This is a genomic window from Aristaeella hokkaidonensis (assembly GCF_018128945.1).
GTDB classification, from domain to species: domain Bacteria; phylum Bacillota; class Clostridia; order Christensenellales; family Aristaeellaceae; genus Aristaeella; species Aristaeella hokkaidonensis.
The window spans coordinates 848,790-861,981 of sequence record NZ_CP068393.1 but is presented as its reverse complement, the minus strand read 5'-3'; the positions used below and the strand labels follow the sequence as shown (position 1 = coordinate 861,981).

Sequence of the window (13,192 nt, the reverse complement as noted above, 5' to 3'; positions counted from 1 at the left end):
TGAGGAAATGCTTTCCTTCAGGCATCCCTTCCCACATTACCAAATCTGAATTATTATACCCTAATCCACACGAAAACACAATATATACCGTATATCCCCGCATTGACATACAATTGGTATGTAACTATAATATCTTCTTGTATGAATAAGTGTTCGGAGGTGTCGTTTCATGGGCATCATTCCATCCAGAAATCTTGAAGATCAGCGCAGGGAAAAAGACGGGATCGTCTATTTTGACCGCGGAACCCTGACCGGGAAAAACAGCCGTCAGTATGACCGCTTCGCCATCCAGACCCATTTTGTTGAAGTCGGCGAAGATCAGGCTGAGCTGGTGCGCAGATATGTTCTGCCCCTCGCCCAGGACGGCGATGTGCTTTCCTTCGGGGCCAAGGTTATGGCCATGTGTACCCGTAATGTGAAAACCAAGGAGGAAGTCCATCCCGGCTTCTGGGCTAAAAAGCTGGCGCCCTTTGCCGGTATCAATGAAACGGGCGTCGGTATGCATGAGCCTTATAAGCTTCAGCTTGTCATTGATATCTGCGGGCTGCCCCGTGTTCTTTTTGCCGCATTCGTCAGTGCTGTTACCCGTCCCTTCGGTGTACACGGCCTGTTCTATAAAATCTGCGGCAAAGGTGTCGCCGGCATCGATGGATTCTATTTCCGCTCCAGTTTTGACCGGTATAAAGAACTGGCACTGATTAATCCGCCCAATCCGGTGGAACTGTGCAACCAGCTGGAAAAGGATACCGGTATTCCTGTTGTCCTGATGGACGCCAACGACATCGACCAGAATCAGCTTGGCAAATGCAGTGACTTCCCGCTCACCGATGAAGAGATTCAGGATGCTATGGCAGACAATCCTTCCGGCCAGGGTGACGAACTCACACCCCTGATCCTGATCCGTCCCCTCTCCTGATATGCGGCACGTTCCCTCTTCTGATACAGCTCAGGCCGGAGTGCTTTCCTTTGAGGAAGCGCTCATTCCCACTGCCGCGGATTTTGACCGCGGCCGTTGGTTATATGTCCCGGATCATTACAGTGAATACCGTTATCTGCTCGGCACCCGCGGGAAGCATCCGCTGGTCTGTATCGGAATCAATCCATCCACAGCCATCCCGGACCGCCTGGACAACACCCTGAAGTCAGCCGAACGCATCGCCTTGCATAACGGATACGACTCCTTTGTCATGTTCAATGTTTACGCACAGCGGGCTACCGATCCTGACGACATGGAACGGGAAATGAACCCTGTCCTGCATGCGGAAAATATGAAGGCCTTCTCATGGCTTCTCGCCCAGTTTCCGTCTGTCCCCGACCTCTGGGCTGCCTGGGGTGCAATCATTGAAAAACGTTCCTATCTTCCCGGTTGTGTACTGGATATGGCTTCCATCGGACAGCATTTCGGCGCCCGCTGGTTTACAGCCGGCACCCGCAGCAAAGCCGGTCACCCCCATCATCCTTTGTACCTGAAAAAAGATTCCTCTCTGGATCCGTTTACAGATCTGACTGACTATCTTCACTCCCTCGAGGAGAAATTCCGGAGGTAATCATGGTAAACACATATGATGAAACTTTTACCCTGCGTCCCCGTGACTGTGACCTGAATGAAAAATGGCGTCCTAGCGCTGTTCTGGAAACAATGCAGGATGCCGCCGGCGCGCACAGCATTTTACTCGGATGTGGACGTGATGAGCTGATCAAAAAGAACATGGTCTGGGTCATTGCCCGTTGTGAAGTCCACATGGATCGCTATCCTTCCGTCGGGGAACAGATTACCGTTCATACCTTCCCGACGCCGACCCGCATCTGTTTTTTTCCCAGATACTACGTCTTTACTGATGCCCGCGGAGAGATGATCGGCAAGGCCGGTACCCTCTGGCTGTTGCTGGACACCACAACCCGCCGTATGCTTCCGCCCGGAGATGTGGGCAAACTGATCCCAGAGAACAAGGATCTGTCCATTCCCATGAATCTTCCTGCCACTGTCGGCAATCTGCAGGGCGACGAATTTGTCAGCGAATACCGTCCTGTCTACACGGATCTGGATGTCAACGGCCATGTCAACAATACCCGTTACGCAGACTGGCTCTGCAACACCCTTGGCATTGACCTGATGACCGAATATGAGCCGGAACACATCATCCTCAATTACAATCACGAAGTGCTTCCGGGACATGTGGTCACGCTTCACCGGATCCTGAAAGGTAATGAATACCGCCTGTCCGGGAAAGTCGGAGATACGACCGCCTTCGAAATCGGCGGCACACTGCGCCGCCGCGTGTGATATAAAAAAGCTTCCCGCGGAAATATGCTTCTGCGGGAAGCGTCTTTTCTTTCGCGCATACAGAATTCTGATCGCGCTACACCTTGACAATCTCCTCTGAACAGGATAAAATACCTCCCGTTGAGTGCCCGTAGCTCAGTTGGATAGAGTGTCAGACTCCGACTCTGAAGGTCACAGGTTCGAATCCTGCCGGGCATACCACAAACCTTGTGCATAAAATGTCACAAGGTTTTTCTTTTTGTTTTCCCTTTCTCCCTTGCTCTTCTTTTTGATTTCTGACAAATGTCCGGTATAAAGGATCTGATGCCGCACAAATACCCGAAAAAAAGCTTTCGGTATCTGATTGAACTGACCAATACAGAAAAAGCCCCCGCTTCCGCGGGGGCTTGATTCATACTGGGCTCAGTACAGGATTTTTTCTGCGTCCTCAGCGCTTGCGAAAGGACCAGGTATTGTCTTCGTTCCCCTGTGGTTTCCGAAGTAGTCCCTGTCGAATACGATATCCGATCCGTCCGGGTTTTCAAACCGCTGTTCCGGCTCGAAGGCTTTGCCCAGCGTTTCTGTGCAGATGATACCGTCAGCAAAATCCTTCAGCTTGCTGTACACGTTGGTCTTCAGGCAGTATTTCCCGTCCTTTTCCTCCAGCGCGATGGTTACCTTTGAGCGCTTGTCAGACAGCTTATGCTTCTCATGTTTACAGACGCTTGCACCGTTGAAGTAGGCATTTCCATCCACCCACACCGGCAGGTGCCCGAAATGCACGTTTGCCAGTGCACCCATGTCGGGTCTGGAACCGGGCATGAACGGAGCGTACCATTCCTCATAAGTCGGGAAGATATCAAAGGGTGCCGTACCAACTGCCTGATGCTCCGCATCCGTAGGCTTCCGCTCCTTGTCTGTGATCGGATAAGCCTGAATGAACAGGTTGTTGTAGATCCTGTCATCTCCATGCAGAATGGTCATAAAGCCCGCAACCTCTGTCCTGTGACGGATGTGGTAGGGGGTGTAGCGGGGTTCGCGCTGTCCGTTGACCACGCTGTCAACGCCACTGTTGATCAGACTGAATCCGCCCAGCACCAGGTTGTGCACGCACGCAATCCCTTCGGAGGGGATGGTAATGCTTACAGGGCTCATCAGCACGTTGTTATCGATCAGCGTGGGGCCGTGACCAACTTCGATAAAGATATCCGTGGAGAACATGGCTCCCCTGGCCTGTTCACGTCCTTCCGGACGGCAGTTGTCATGCATCAGGTTCTGGCTGATCCGTGCCCCCTGGGCTTCCCAGTCCAGCCATACGCCCATAATACAGTTATGGATATGGTTCCTGCGGATGGTAACGTCAATGGCCGCATGAAGCTTGATACCGGCGGTTTCGGCGCCGCCCAGCTGCTGGCTGTTGCAGATATGATGAATATGGCAGTCTTCAATGGTGGAGAACACGCCGCCCATCCGGCCCACAATGCCGGTCTGCTCGCAGTGGTGCACGTTGCAGCGGCGGATAATGTGGCTTCCCACCTTTTCCTTCAGCCAGCCGTGATACTGACCACGGCATACCGCGTCGCGTTCCATCTGGGTCGGGCTCTTAACCTTTTTGTGGAAGAAATACATATCGTTTTCGGGGTCCAGGTATTTACCCAGCGAAATACCGCAGCAGCGGCTGTTGCTCACTTCGCAGTCTTCAATAATCCAGCCCTTGGACCAGTGCGGGCCGATCATGCCGTCCTGGTATGCAGCCGGGGGCGCCCAGGTTGTTGCGGCCTTGGTAATCGTGAAGCCGCTGACAGTAATATAGCCGATTCCGGTCTGATCCGGCATAAAGCAATTCCGTCGTACGCTGATTTCCACCTTCTGCTTGTTCGGGTCCTTTCCGTGGAAATTGGCATACAGCACGGTTTCGTTTCCATCCTGCTCGGTATACCAGAGATATTTTGCTTCCTCCTGCGTCCAGGCATGAGGATCAGGCTTCCCTGCCTCACATTCCTCGACAGAGCCGCATTCATACATCATCAGGTCATTCATGAATACAGCGCCGGTATGGCGGATAATCGGAGAAAAATACCAGTCGCCCTCCACCTTTTCCACGTAGGGATTATAGGCGCCGAAAATGCCGTTGTTGACCCGGGCAGTCCAGGTTGTTCCCTTCACTTTCTTCCAACCGGTCAGCAGTTCCGCACCGGTAATGACGGCAGCCAGCGGCTTTTCGCTCCGGTAGGTAATCCGTGCCTCTTCCTTACCTGCATACAGCGGGTTCACATATTCCCTGTATACGCCGGGAGCAACCACTACTTCATCACCGGGCCGCGCGATCTTTGCCGCTTCATTGATAAACCGGAACGGTCTTTCCTTTGATCCGTCTCCTTCTCGGGGTGCGTTGATATTGACGTAGTATAACATGGGGCTCCTCCTCAAAGATATATTCTATAGTTGCCTGTCAGCATCAGCAGACAGAAGAAATACAGACAGTTGTCATAGTAGCGCCTGACACCCTTGCGCATCGGAAGCTCAGCAAAATCTTTCAGGAATCTGAGCCGGTGTTCAGACTCACTTGCGGCCGAAGCCGCTCCGAGAACTGCGCGGATAGCCGTAGGATGCATCGCCGGTTCGCTCTGTGCCGTTCCGTCCAGTTCATAGGCCCGCAGGTCGCTCATATCCTGTTCCGCAAAAAAGTCCTGCAGATGCGTTTCGATCAGGGTCAGCGCTGGATCCTCCCCGAACCAGATCCGGTCCAGTGCGACGTTTTCCGCTACACGGTACGCATCGGAATAATATACCCAGGGCTTTCCGAACAGCAAAACCGTTTTTCCGTCATAGTCAGCATACTCGGGGCTCAGCCCGGTAACCGGATCAGCGGAGAGCGCTATATATTTCCGGCTCTGCTCCGCTGCCTTTTTCCAGAAAGGACGGTCCTGCTCATCGGCTTTCACTGCGAACAGTTCATAGAAATGCGGCAGATGATAACTCGGATCGGAAATCTTCATTCCGGGAACAAACCGAATATAGGTATTCTCCGGCTCCCACATCGGCTGGCCGCCCTGAACCATTTCATGCTGGTGTACCGCGTGCCTCAGGATCTCACGGGCCCGGGCCGAATAATTGAAACTGCCCTCTCCGTCTCCCCAGCGCGCGGCTGCCATAAACAATGCCATGGCATAGTACTCTTCCCCGTCCGGAGCCGGTCCGTTGGAATTGGAGGATCCGTCGATATGTACTGACCACCGGAAATATCCCTCGCAGGGACCTTCTTTCATCAGCATATATCTTTCCGAGAAAGTCCACAACTTGTCAAAAATGTCTTTCCGGTCCATCTGCACACACATCATCATGCCGTAGCTCATGCCTTCCGTGCGCGCATCAATGTTCCCCGTATCCACCATACACCAGGCGTCTTCATCCGTGTGATGGCAGAAATTTTCCTGCTCATCAAAAAAGATCGTCTCAAAGGCCTTGTGAACCATTGCCCTGGCTTCCTCGTCACCGATGCCGGCTTCGGCCAGATAATTCGGGTATACGCCTGTATCAAAGGCTCTTGTCTTCATCCGTTCCTCCGGTTGTACGTACTTTTTGTTCATCATAAATCGGATGAAGGTCTGCTGTCAAGGTTTTTTCTTCCCGGAAGATCAGTTTCCGGAGGAGGATGATCCGCCCGCTGAACTGTGCACACTGGCGGCCTCCCTGTCTTTGATCATATGCTGCAGCGTAACCAGAACAGCAACGATTGTATCCTGATACTCTGTCCGGTATATGTCGATACAGTACTTGTCATGGATTGAGAACATCTTCTGGCCGATCACAGCAATAATCTCACCGTGTTCATCATACAGTTCGAAATTCAGCCCGGCGATGTTTCCCCGGATCTGCCATCCGAGTCCTTCGATATTCATGATATCCTTCACAAGGTGAAACAGTTCATTGGAGATTTCGAACTTCGTTCCGTCCCCCATGGTGATAAAATGCCTTTGATGCAGGGTCAGGAGCTTGCGCTCAATATGGGCAACAAACCTTCCCTCAGCGTCTGTGATATCGGTTTTGTCGTGGATGGACGGAAATTTCGTATTGGCTTCATAAACAACTTCTTCCCTGCTGTTTGTGATATCAATATGATGATGGAGCGTAAACACCTTCGTTGTGGTAAACAAGGACACTGCCGGTTCGCCAAACCGCTGCACATTGTTGATATTCGCTTCTTCTCCTGCTTCACGGAAACGATGGTATTTGGAAAATACGCCCATTCTATTCTGCCTCCTGCTGTATGATATTATGTATCATATAACGTTTCGCACGGAAAATAAAGAACCGGAGAGAAATAAATCGCCGTTTCCAGGATCGAAACGGCGATTGATCGGTATATACTGTTTCTTCGGGAATTCAGATCATCTTCATGGCCGGAAATGAAAGAACCATCATCAGGAAACCCGGACTGTCCTCCTGTTCAAAAAAGCGGGTCCTGAAAGCCGGTTCAATCTGCATGCCCGTGGGCGGCGTCCAGTCTGATTCGATAATCCGTTCCATGATTGCGGATACAGGCATTCCGGTCCGGCCGAAAAAATATGCACCCTTCCGCTCCTCCACCGTCATGGACCAGCCGCCGGTATCCGTTCGTGCCGCTATTTCGTACAGTCCCGGCCTCCAGAAAACTATACGGTATAACTCTTCACCCGTCAGGTTGTCCTTGATTCTCCTGCTGACGCCGGGAACAATTTCCGTATCGATATTGAAGGAACTGTACCATTCCACGTCTTCCCCGGTCACTCGCACAGTGGAGGACGTGCTGATCTGGCAGGTGGTTTTTCCGATATAGTTTTCATTTTGATAATAGGAATAACCCCACATTCCGTTCGCAGAAAGACGGTATGAAATAATATCTGTCATTCTGTACCGCCTTCCTTCCTTTAAATGCGTTACCTTGTATTTTCATCAGCAGAGATTGTTTTTCCTTCCCTGCTTTCTGCCAGTTTAATCTTTTCCGCCCTTTTCAGATGTTTCAGATGCCATTCCCTGCTCAGTGCTTCATGCCTGTCTTCATACATCTCGAAATAAACAAGCTTCACAGGCAGCCTGGACCGTGTGTATTTGGCACCTTTGCCGGCATTATGCTGCACGATCCTGGATTCCAGATCCGTGGTCCATCCGCAGTACAGGCTGTTATCAGCGCAGCGCAGCATATATACGTAGTTCACTTGCCGCTCCTGTCTGCATGCTCTTCCTGTCTTTTCCGTTCAGCTTCTTCCCGGTTCCTCCGGGCTTTATTCAATGCATGCATGGCCTCAAAAGGGCCGATTACAGCTGAAAGGATAATCAGAATCCAATACCACGACATGGTTTTTTCTCACTCCGGTTCCTGTCCTTCGGGTCACAGACTGTCTCTTATCCTGCGTACTCCCATTGCGTTTTTGTCAGGCAATCCTGTATCAGTTCCTCAGGCCTGACGTCCGGCCGGATCCATCTGCCGGCGTTTTCCTCCGAAAACATAACCGGCATCCTGTCATGCATCCAGGTAAGGCTGTTGTCCGCCGGCCGGGTCAGAATCACAAACGTGGGAAGTCCTTCTTCCATATGATAGAGGCCAGCCAGCCAGATGATTCCTTCTTCGATCGGCCGGATGGAATACTTTCGGCCCGGTTTCTTTTGCTCGTCATGTTCCCATTCGCAGTACCAGGATGCAGGAATTACGCAGCGGTGTTTTTGCCAGGCTTCCCGGAATGTGGGTTTTTCTGCTGCCGTTTCGGCCCGTGCATTAATCAGCAGCTTTCCGCGTTTCCCGTCCGCGGTGTTCTGCCGGAATCCCCACTTCATCGGAAAAAAACGGCGTTCTCCTGTCCGGCTGGTGGCAATTACCGGCACCACCGAAGCAGGAAGGATTTCTCCGGCTCCGGTTACCGGCGGCTGGTTCGCTTCCCGGAAAATCTCCGCCAGTTTCGTTCTGTTAATCTCCCGGATCATTTTCAGAATTTCCTCATCCGGGGGCGCAATCACATATCTGCCGCACATATCTGCCTCTTTATATGATTCCCGCCGGTATCAGGATCACCAGCAGCAGTGCAACCAGCCCCCACAGGGTGCACAGGAATGTTGTACGCTTTCTCGGTTCAAGAACCGGCACGTAGTTGCTGGCGATAAAGAACGGGATATAGGTGGTAATAAACACCGGAATCACGCCCCACCATCTGTATACCCAGATAAAGGAATGATTGCTGGTGCCGGCGAGGAATGATTCAAACAGGGCAAATAGCAGAGCCATTTCCAGCGCACCGGCAAGTTTGCAGGATATGCCGCCTTTCCCGTTTTTGGCAAAATAGCGTCTGGTCCGATCCTGTGGCAGCATTTTGAATGAAATCATTCCTGCAATGGAAAACATCATGGACAACTCCCAGCAGACTCCAATCAGGAGAATAAAGGTTGTGGATTCATTGCTGACCGACCAGAGCGGATAGCCTGCCAGTTTTCCGATAACCGCATTGCAGATCTCATAAAGCCAGTGAACACCGTAAAGCGCCAATCCGGCACAAACAACTTCCGTATTCTTTTTCTGTATTTCTGTCCAGTATACATAAAATACAACGGCGAGAATAAAAATGAATGTCCAGTTGAAGTTTTCGGTGCTTCTGACGCGAATGGCATTCACCAGGTCCATCGCTTCCTGTGATCCGTCTCCCCAGAATCTGAACATGTTTTCCCCTCCTCTTCACTGTATCTGATATCCTGCTGCCTGCTTTCCCGGAATGTTCCGGCCGCCTGAACGAGATGAGGTTTTACTGCTGTTTCTGAATGAACATGCTTTGATCTGTCTGAATTATATATGCTTCTTATACTTTTATGCAAGTTTACGGCCAAAAAAGATCGGACATTTCCGTGCTGTGTAACGGCATTTCCTTTTCCCGTATATAAAACTATATGCAGATTATTATCATTGATCAGAATTCCGGCTCTGTATGCTTCTTTCTCTTGAACTTGTTCCCTATACCCGATACAATGACTGATATGAATCCGTTTAGGAAGGTTGTGTTTTGTTGTGCGCATACTCCTGATCCGCCATGCGGAACCTGATTACAGCATTGATTCCCTTACACCCAAGGGACGTGTGGAAGCTGAACTGCTCAGCCATCGGCTGATCCGGTATGATATCCGTGATTTTTACGTATCCCCCCTGGGCCGGGCCCGGGATACGGCTGCTTATACGCTGGATAAACTGAACCGTAAGGCGGAGATACTGCCCTGGCTGCATGAATTTATGGGGTCCTACCCTGATCCGGAAACCGGCAGGCGCCGGATTGTTGCCTGGGATGTCAAGCCGCGTATCTGGACAGCCTTTCCCGGTGTGGCAGATATCCGCACCTGGTATAATGCTCCTGCCTTCTCTGGTGGAAACGTGCATGAAGTATGGAAGCAGACTACAGACGGAGTGGATGAGCTTCTCGCACGTTATGGATATACGAAGGACGATCCGGTCTGGCGCTGTACCAATAATGAAGATTTCACTATAGCGCTTTTCTGTCACTTTGGTATCTCCATGGCTGTCCTTGCCTATCTGACTGATATTTCTCCCATGGTGCTGTGGCACCATACCCTGACCCTGCCCTCCTCTGTTACTGAAATTGTAACGGAAGAACGCATAAAAGGTGAAGTTTCTTTCCGCATCACAAAGCTGGGAGATCTGACCCATCTGGAAGCCGCAGGCGAAAAAAGAAGCACTGCCGGATTATTTCCGGAGTGCTATACAGGGATTGATTCCACAGATCCTGCGATCAATGGAACCTTGTAATCAGGGATCAAGCCTGAACAGTATCAGGCCTTCCTTTTCTCCCAGGCAGGTAAAGCTGTATTTCTCTGCAATATGACGGGAAACAGACTGTCTGGGATCACATTCGATCACTACAGCCTTTTTCGCGATCCGCGCTTTTTCAATCAGTTGCTCTGTCAATTCGGATGCATATCCTTTGCCCCAATGTTCAGGACAGAGAACCTATCCGATTTCCATGCTGTCCGGATCATACGGATGACAGATCACATAGCCTGCAAATCCGTTCTCGTCATCCACGGTGAACACCAGCGGTTCTTCCTTCATTCCGCAGTTTTTCAGAAAAGCTGCTGTTTTCTTTTCAGAGAACGGCGGCTCAAGGTATTTCATCACCAGCGGATCTGACAGGAGCCGGTGAAGCGGCTCCAGGTCTTCCTCCCGCATTCTCCGTATGTTCAGTTTCATCGTGGTATCTTCCTTTTCCTTACGAGAAAAGCGCCTGACTTCCTCAGGCGCTTTTATGCATGTTTTTGAATCACTTCTTGGCGATTTCAACGAGCTTAGCAAAGCCGGCGGCATCGTTCACAGCCAGGTCAGCGAGCATCTTGCGATTGACTTCGATGTTCTGCTTCTTCAGGCCGTTGATGAACGTGGAATAGCTCATGCCGTTCAGGCGGGCAGCAGCGTTGATACGGGTGATCCACAGGCGGCGGAAATCGCGCTTGCGGAGTTTACGTCCGATGAACGCGTAACGCAGGCTGCGGGCAACCTGTTCTTTCGCGGCGCGGTACTGTTTGGATTTTGCTCCCCAGTAGCCTTTCGCCAGCTTCATAACCTTGCGGCGACTCTTATGGGCGTTAAGAGCCCTCTTAATGCGTGCCATGTTTGTTTTCCTCCTTGCCGGTGAATTGGCTTATTTGTAAGGCAGTAACTTGTGAATGGTCCGGGCTTCAGCAGCGTTGTCAACAACACCGGCATTCCGCAGGTGGCGGGTACGCTTGGTGGTCTTCAGACGCACCTGATGGTTGGCGTTCATCTGCTTATGCCTTACGATACCGGATTTGGTAAAGGAAAAGCGTTTGGCAGCTCCGCGATGGGACTTCTGTTTGGGCATTGGGTTTGTCCTCCTTCCAACGGTTTACTCCTTCGTCTCTTTCGAGGCGGCATTCTCCCTCTTTGCCTTTCTTTCGGCAAAAGAAGCCTTGATGGCTTTGGGAGCAAGGATCATGATCATGTTGCGGCCATCCAGCAGCGGGCGGCGTTCCACCATGCTGACATCCTTGCACCGCTCAGCGAAATCCTGCATGACCTTCAGGCCGATTTCACTGTGGGTGATCTGACGGCCACGGAAGCGAATGGATACCTTAACCTTATCACCGTTCTCCAGGAAGCGGATCGCCATCTTCGCCTTGGTGTTCACATCGTTTTCTTCGATGGTGGCGGACAGCTGTACTTCCTTGATATCGACAACGCGCTGATTTTTCCGGTTCTCCCGCTCCCGCTTTGCCTGTTCGTAGCGGTACTTGTCATAATCCAGCAGTTTACATACAGGCGGAACAGCTGAAGGCTGGATCTTGGCCAGATCAAGTCCCCGTTCTTCCGCAAGCTGCAGCGCCTGCTGTGTGCTCATGACGCCGAGCTGTTCACCGTTTTCATCGATCAGGCGAACCTCTCTGTCGCGGATTTCCTCATTGATCATCAGTTCGGTTGCGATGTCCATGCACCTCCTACAAAAATGAGCGGCGGGCTGTTGACCCGTCGCTCATGAATCATCTTGTTCCTCGTCGGAAAAAATGCCATAACCCGGCAGCGTGAGCCGCACAAGGTGAGAGACGGGCAAGCCTCTGCTTTCGAACAGAAGGGATCATACCACATCAGTACGATCCCTGTCAAGCAATATTTCGGTATTTCTGTATCTATTGGTTACTTTCCTATTTATAAAGAGTTCACCAGGTCAAATAGCGGCCGGTTAAAATACCGTTCTTTCTTCAATGCCTTCTCAATGGGCATATAGAACACTTTGCCCTTCTGCATGCCGATGACCTGGTTGCTGATACCGTCACGCAACAGCCTCACTGCAAGGTTTCCGGCTTCAAAGGCAAAGGCGCTGTCACGTGCCGTAGGTTCAGCGCCGCGTTGTACATAGCCGATTACGTTAGCGCGTGCTTCCACCATGCCGCACATTCTCTTCATCACAGAGGCAAAGCGCACAGCGGACATAGGTTCTTCCGGGTAGCAGGGCTTTCCGCGGGAAGTCAGGAAATTGTACAGATCAAAAGGCGCCATGGATTCCCAGCACCCTTCCGCCACTACAATTGTTGCGCGGTAGTTTCCCCGGTCCAGCTGGCGTTGCAGCTGCATGGCAACACCTTCAACCGTCCACGGCACCTCCGGAACAACCACAATCTCGCTGCCGGTTGAAACTGCAGCTGTCAGAGCAATATCGCCGCAATGACGACCCATGACCTCTACCACCGCGGGTCTGTCATGGCTTCGGGAAGTGGCCCGGATCTTCCGGATAGCTTCCACGCAGACATTCACTGCCGTATCGTAACCCAGGGACATTTCTGTATAGGGCAGGTCGTTATCAATGGTTCCGGGGATACCAATACATGGAACACCCAGGTCGCACAGTGCCTGGGCACCCCTGAAGCTGCCGTCTCCGCCGATCACAACCAGACCGTCGATCTGCATGCTTTTCAGGGTCTTGACTGCCTTTTCCTGGTATTTCTTTTCTTTAAACTCAAGGCACCGCGCTGTACGCAGATAGGTACCCGGATCATCAGCGATGTCCAATACCAATTCCAGCGTCAGCTCCTGCATATCGTCCTTCAGGTTGGCGCTTTTCCGAAGTAATCCGTTATATCCACGCTTGATGCCAATCAGCGGAATACCGTACATTGCGGCACTGCGCGCTACAGACATCACTGCCGCGTTCATTCCCGGGCTGTCGCCGCCGCTCGTCAGTACGCCGATTTTTCTCATAGCTCGTACGTTCTCCTTTCGGAATTCTTTTCTTCAATATAACACATTTTAAAAAAAGAAAAAAGTTTATAAGGAATCAATGTTGTTTCTGTTTCGTTAACATATCGTAACACTTTCTTTACATTTTGAGTTATCTTTGCTATGATGTATCTGACCGGTAATATGACAGCGAATTGTTTGCAGGCTCA

At 51.3% G+C, this 13,192-nt stretch carries 15 protein-coding genes, 1 tRNA gene and 1 pseudogene; 5 read left to right on the top strand and 12 right to left on the bottom strand.

Annotated elements, in window-relative coordinates:
* The first annotated feature begins 169 nt into the window (after nucleotides 1-169).
* The 4 genes from JYE49_RS03990 (at nucleotide 170) to JYE49_RS03975 (ending at nucleotide 2,485) form a co-directional block, all read left to right on the top strand.
* Nucleotides 170-916: a F420-0--gamma-glutamyl ligase gene (locus tag JYE49_RS03990; protein WP_283399301.1), complete on the top strand. Its 747-nt coding sequence runs from the start codon at nucleotides 170-172 to the stop codon at nucleotides 914-916.
* Between the two features lie 40 nt (nucleotides 917-956).
* Entirely contained in the window at nucleotides 957-1,547 is a 591-nt protein-coding gene (locus tag JYE49_RS03985; RefSeq protein WP_283399300.1) for a DUF1643 domain-containing protein, read from the top strand.
* A 2-nt stretch (nucleotides 1,548-1,549) separates the two neighbouring features.
* A complete protein-coding gene (locus JYE49_RS03980) occupies nucleotides 1,550-2,284 on the top strand; it encodes an acyl-[acyl-carrier-protein] thioesterase (protein WP_093956169.1) in 735 nt (244 codons plus the stop codon).
* Between the two features lie 124 nt (nucleotides 2,285-2,408).
* Nucleotides 2,409-2,485 (top strand) — tRNA-Arg (locus JYE49_RS03975).
* A 201-nt stretch (nucleotides 2,486-2,686) separates the two neighbouring features.
* On the opposite strand, the gene JYE49_RS03970 is transcribed toward JYE49_RS03975, so the two are convergent.
* From JYE49_RS03970 to JYE49_RS03940, 7 genes are all read right to left on the bottom strand, one after another.
* Complete coding sequence (locus JYE49_RS03970) at nucleotides 2,687-4,678, bottom strand: right-handed parallel beta-helix repeat-containing protein (protein WP_093956168.1); 1,992 nt, start codon at nucleotides 4,676-4,678, stop codon at nucleotides 2,687-2,689.
* A gap of 11 nt (nucleotides 4,679-4,689) precedes the next feature.
* Entirely contained in the window at nucleotides 4,690-5,820 is a 1,131-nt protein-coding gene (locus JYE49_RS03965; protein ID WP_093956485.1) for a family 8 glycosyl hydrolase, read from the bottom strand.
* A gap of 81 nt (nucleotides 5,821-5,901) precedes the next feature.
* Nucleotides 5,902-6,513, bottom strand: coding sequence for an LURP-one-related/scramblase family protein (locus JYE49_RS03960; protein ID WP_093956167.1), 612 nt, complete (start codon nucleotides 6,511-6,513; stop codon nucleotides 5,902-5,904).
* 136 nt (nucleotides 6,514-6,649) lie between these two features.
* Nucleotides 6,650-7,153 carry a hypothetical protein gene (locus JYE49_RS03955; RefSeq protein ID WP_093956166.1) on the bottom strand — a complete coding sequence of 168 codons (504 nt, stop codon included), beginning with the start codon at nucleotides 7,151-7,153 and terminating at the stop codon, nucleotides 6,650-6,652.
* 29 nt (nucleotides 7,154-7,182) lie between these two features.
* Nucleotides 7,183-7,461 carry a GIY-YIG nuclease family protein gene (locus JYE49_RS03950; RefSeq protein WP_093956165.1) on the bottom strand — a complete coding sequence of 93 codons (279 nt, stop codon included), beginning with the start codon at nucleotides 7,459-7,461 and terminating at the stop codon, nucleotides 7,183-7,185.
* Between the two features lie 187 nt (nucleotides 7,462-7,648).
* The gene (locus JYE49_RS03945; RefSeq protein ID WP_093956164.1) at nucleotides 7,649-8,272 is read right to left on the bottom strand and encodes an SOS response-associated peptidase; all 624 of its coding nucleotides are present in this window, start codon (nucleotides 8,270-8,272) and stop codon (nucleotides 7,649-7,651) included.
* 10 nt (nucleotides 8,273-8,282) lie between these two features.
* Nucleotides 8,283-8,951, bottom strand: a complete 669-nt coding sequence (locus tag JYE49_RS03940) for an AF_1327 family membrane protein (RefSeq protein ID WP_093956163.1) — start codon at nucleotides 8,949-8,951, stop codon at nucleotides 8,283-8,285.
* A gap of 342 nt (nucleotides 8,952-9,293) precedes the next feature.
* Between JYE49_RS03940 and JYE49_RS03935 the strand changes: the two genes are divergently transcribed.
* Entirely contained in the window at nucleotides 9,294-10,043 is a 750-nt protein-coding gene (locus JYE49_RS03935) for a histidine phosphatase family protein (RefSeq protein ID WP_179217202.1), read from the top strand.
* Here the strand turns inward: JYE49_RS03935 and JYE49_RS03930 are convergent.
* The 5 genes and pseudogenes from JYE49_RS03930 to JYE49_RS03910 form a co-directional block, all read right to left on the bottom strand.
* Nucleotides 10,044-10,484 (bottom strand): annotated as a pseudogene (locus JYE49_RS03930) (GNAT family N-acetyltransferase). It abuts the gene before it with no gap.
* 70 nt (nucleotides 10,485-10,554) lie between these two features.
* A complete protein-coding gene (rplT, locus tag JYE49_RS03925; RefSeq protein ID WP_093956160.1) occupies nucleotides 10,555-10,902 on the bottom strand; it encodes a 50S ribosomal protein L20 in 348 nt (115 codons plus the stop codon).
* 30 nt (nucleotides 10,903-10,932) lie between these two features.
* Nucleotides 10,933-11,133: a 50S ribosomal protein L35 gene (rpmI, locus tag JYE49_RS03920; protein WP_084094373.1), complete on the bottom strand. Its 201-nt coding sequence runs from the start codon at nucleotides 11,131-11,133 to the stop codon at nucleotides 10,933-10,935.
* Between the two features lie 24 nt (nucleotides 11,134-11,157).
* The gene (gene infC, locus JYE49_RS03915) at nucleotides 11,158-11,739 is read right to left on the bottom strand and encodes a translation initiation factor IF-3 (protein ID WP_093956159.1); all 582 of its coding nucleotides are present in this window, start codon (nucleotides 11,737-11,739) and stop codon (nucleotides 11,158-11,160) included.
* Between the two features lie 215 nt (nucleotides 11,740-11,954).
* Nucleotides 11,955-13,004 carry a 6-phosphofructokinase gene (locus tag JYE49_RS03910; RefSeq protein WP_093956158.1) on the bottom strand — a complete coding sequence of 350 codons (1,050 nt, stop codon included), beginning with the start codon at nucleotides 13,002-13,004 and terminating at the stop codon, nucleotides 11,955-11,957.
* Nucleotides 13,005-13,192: the final 188 nt, after the last annotated feature.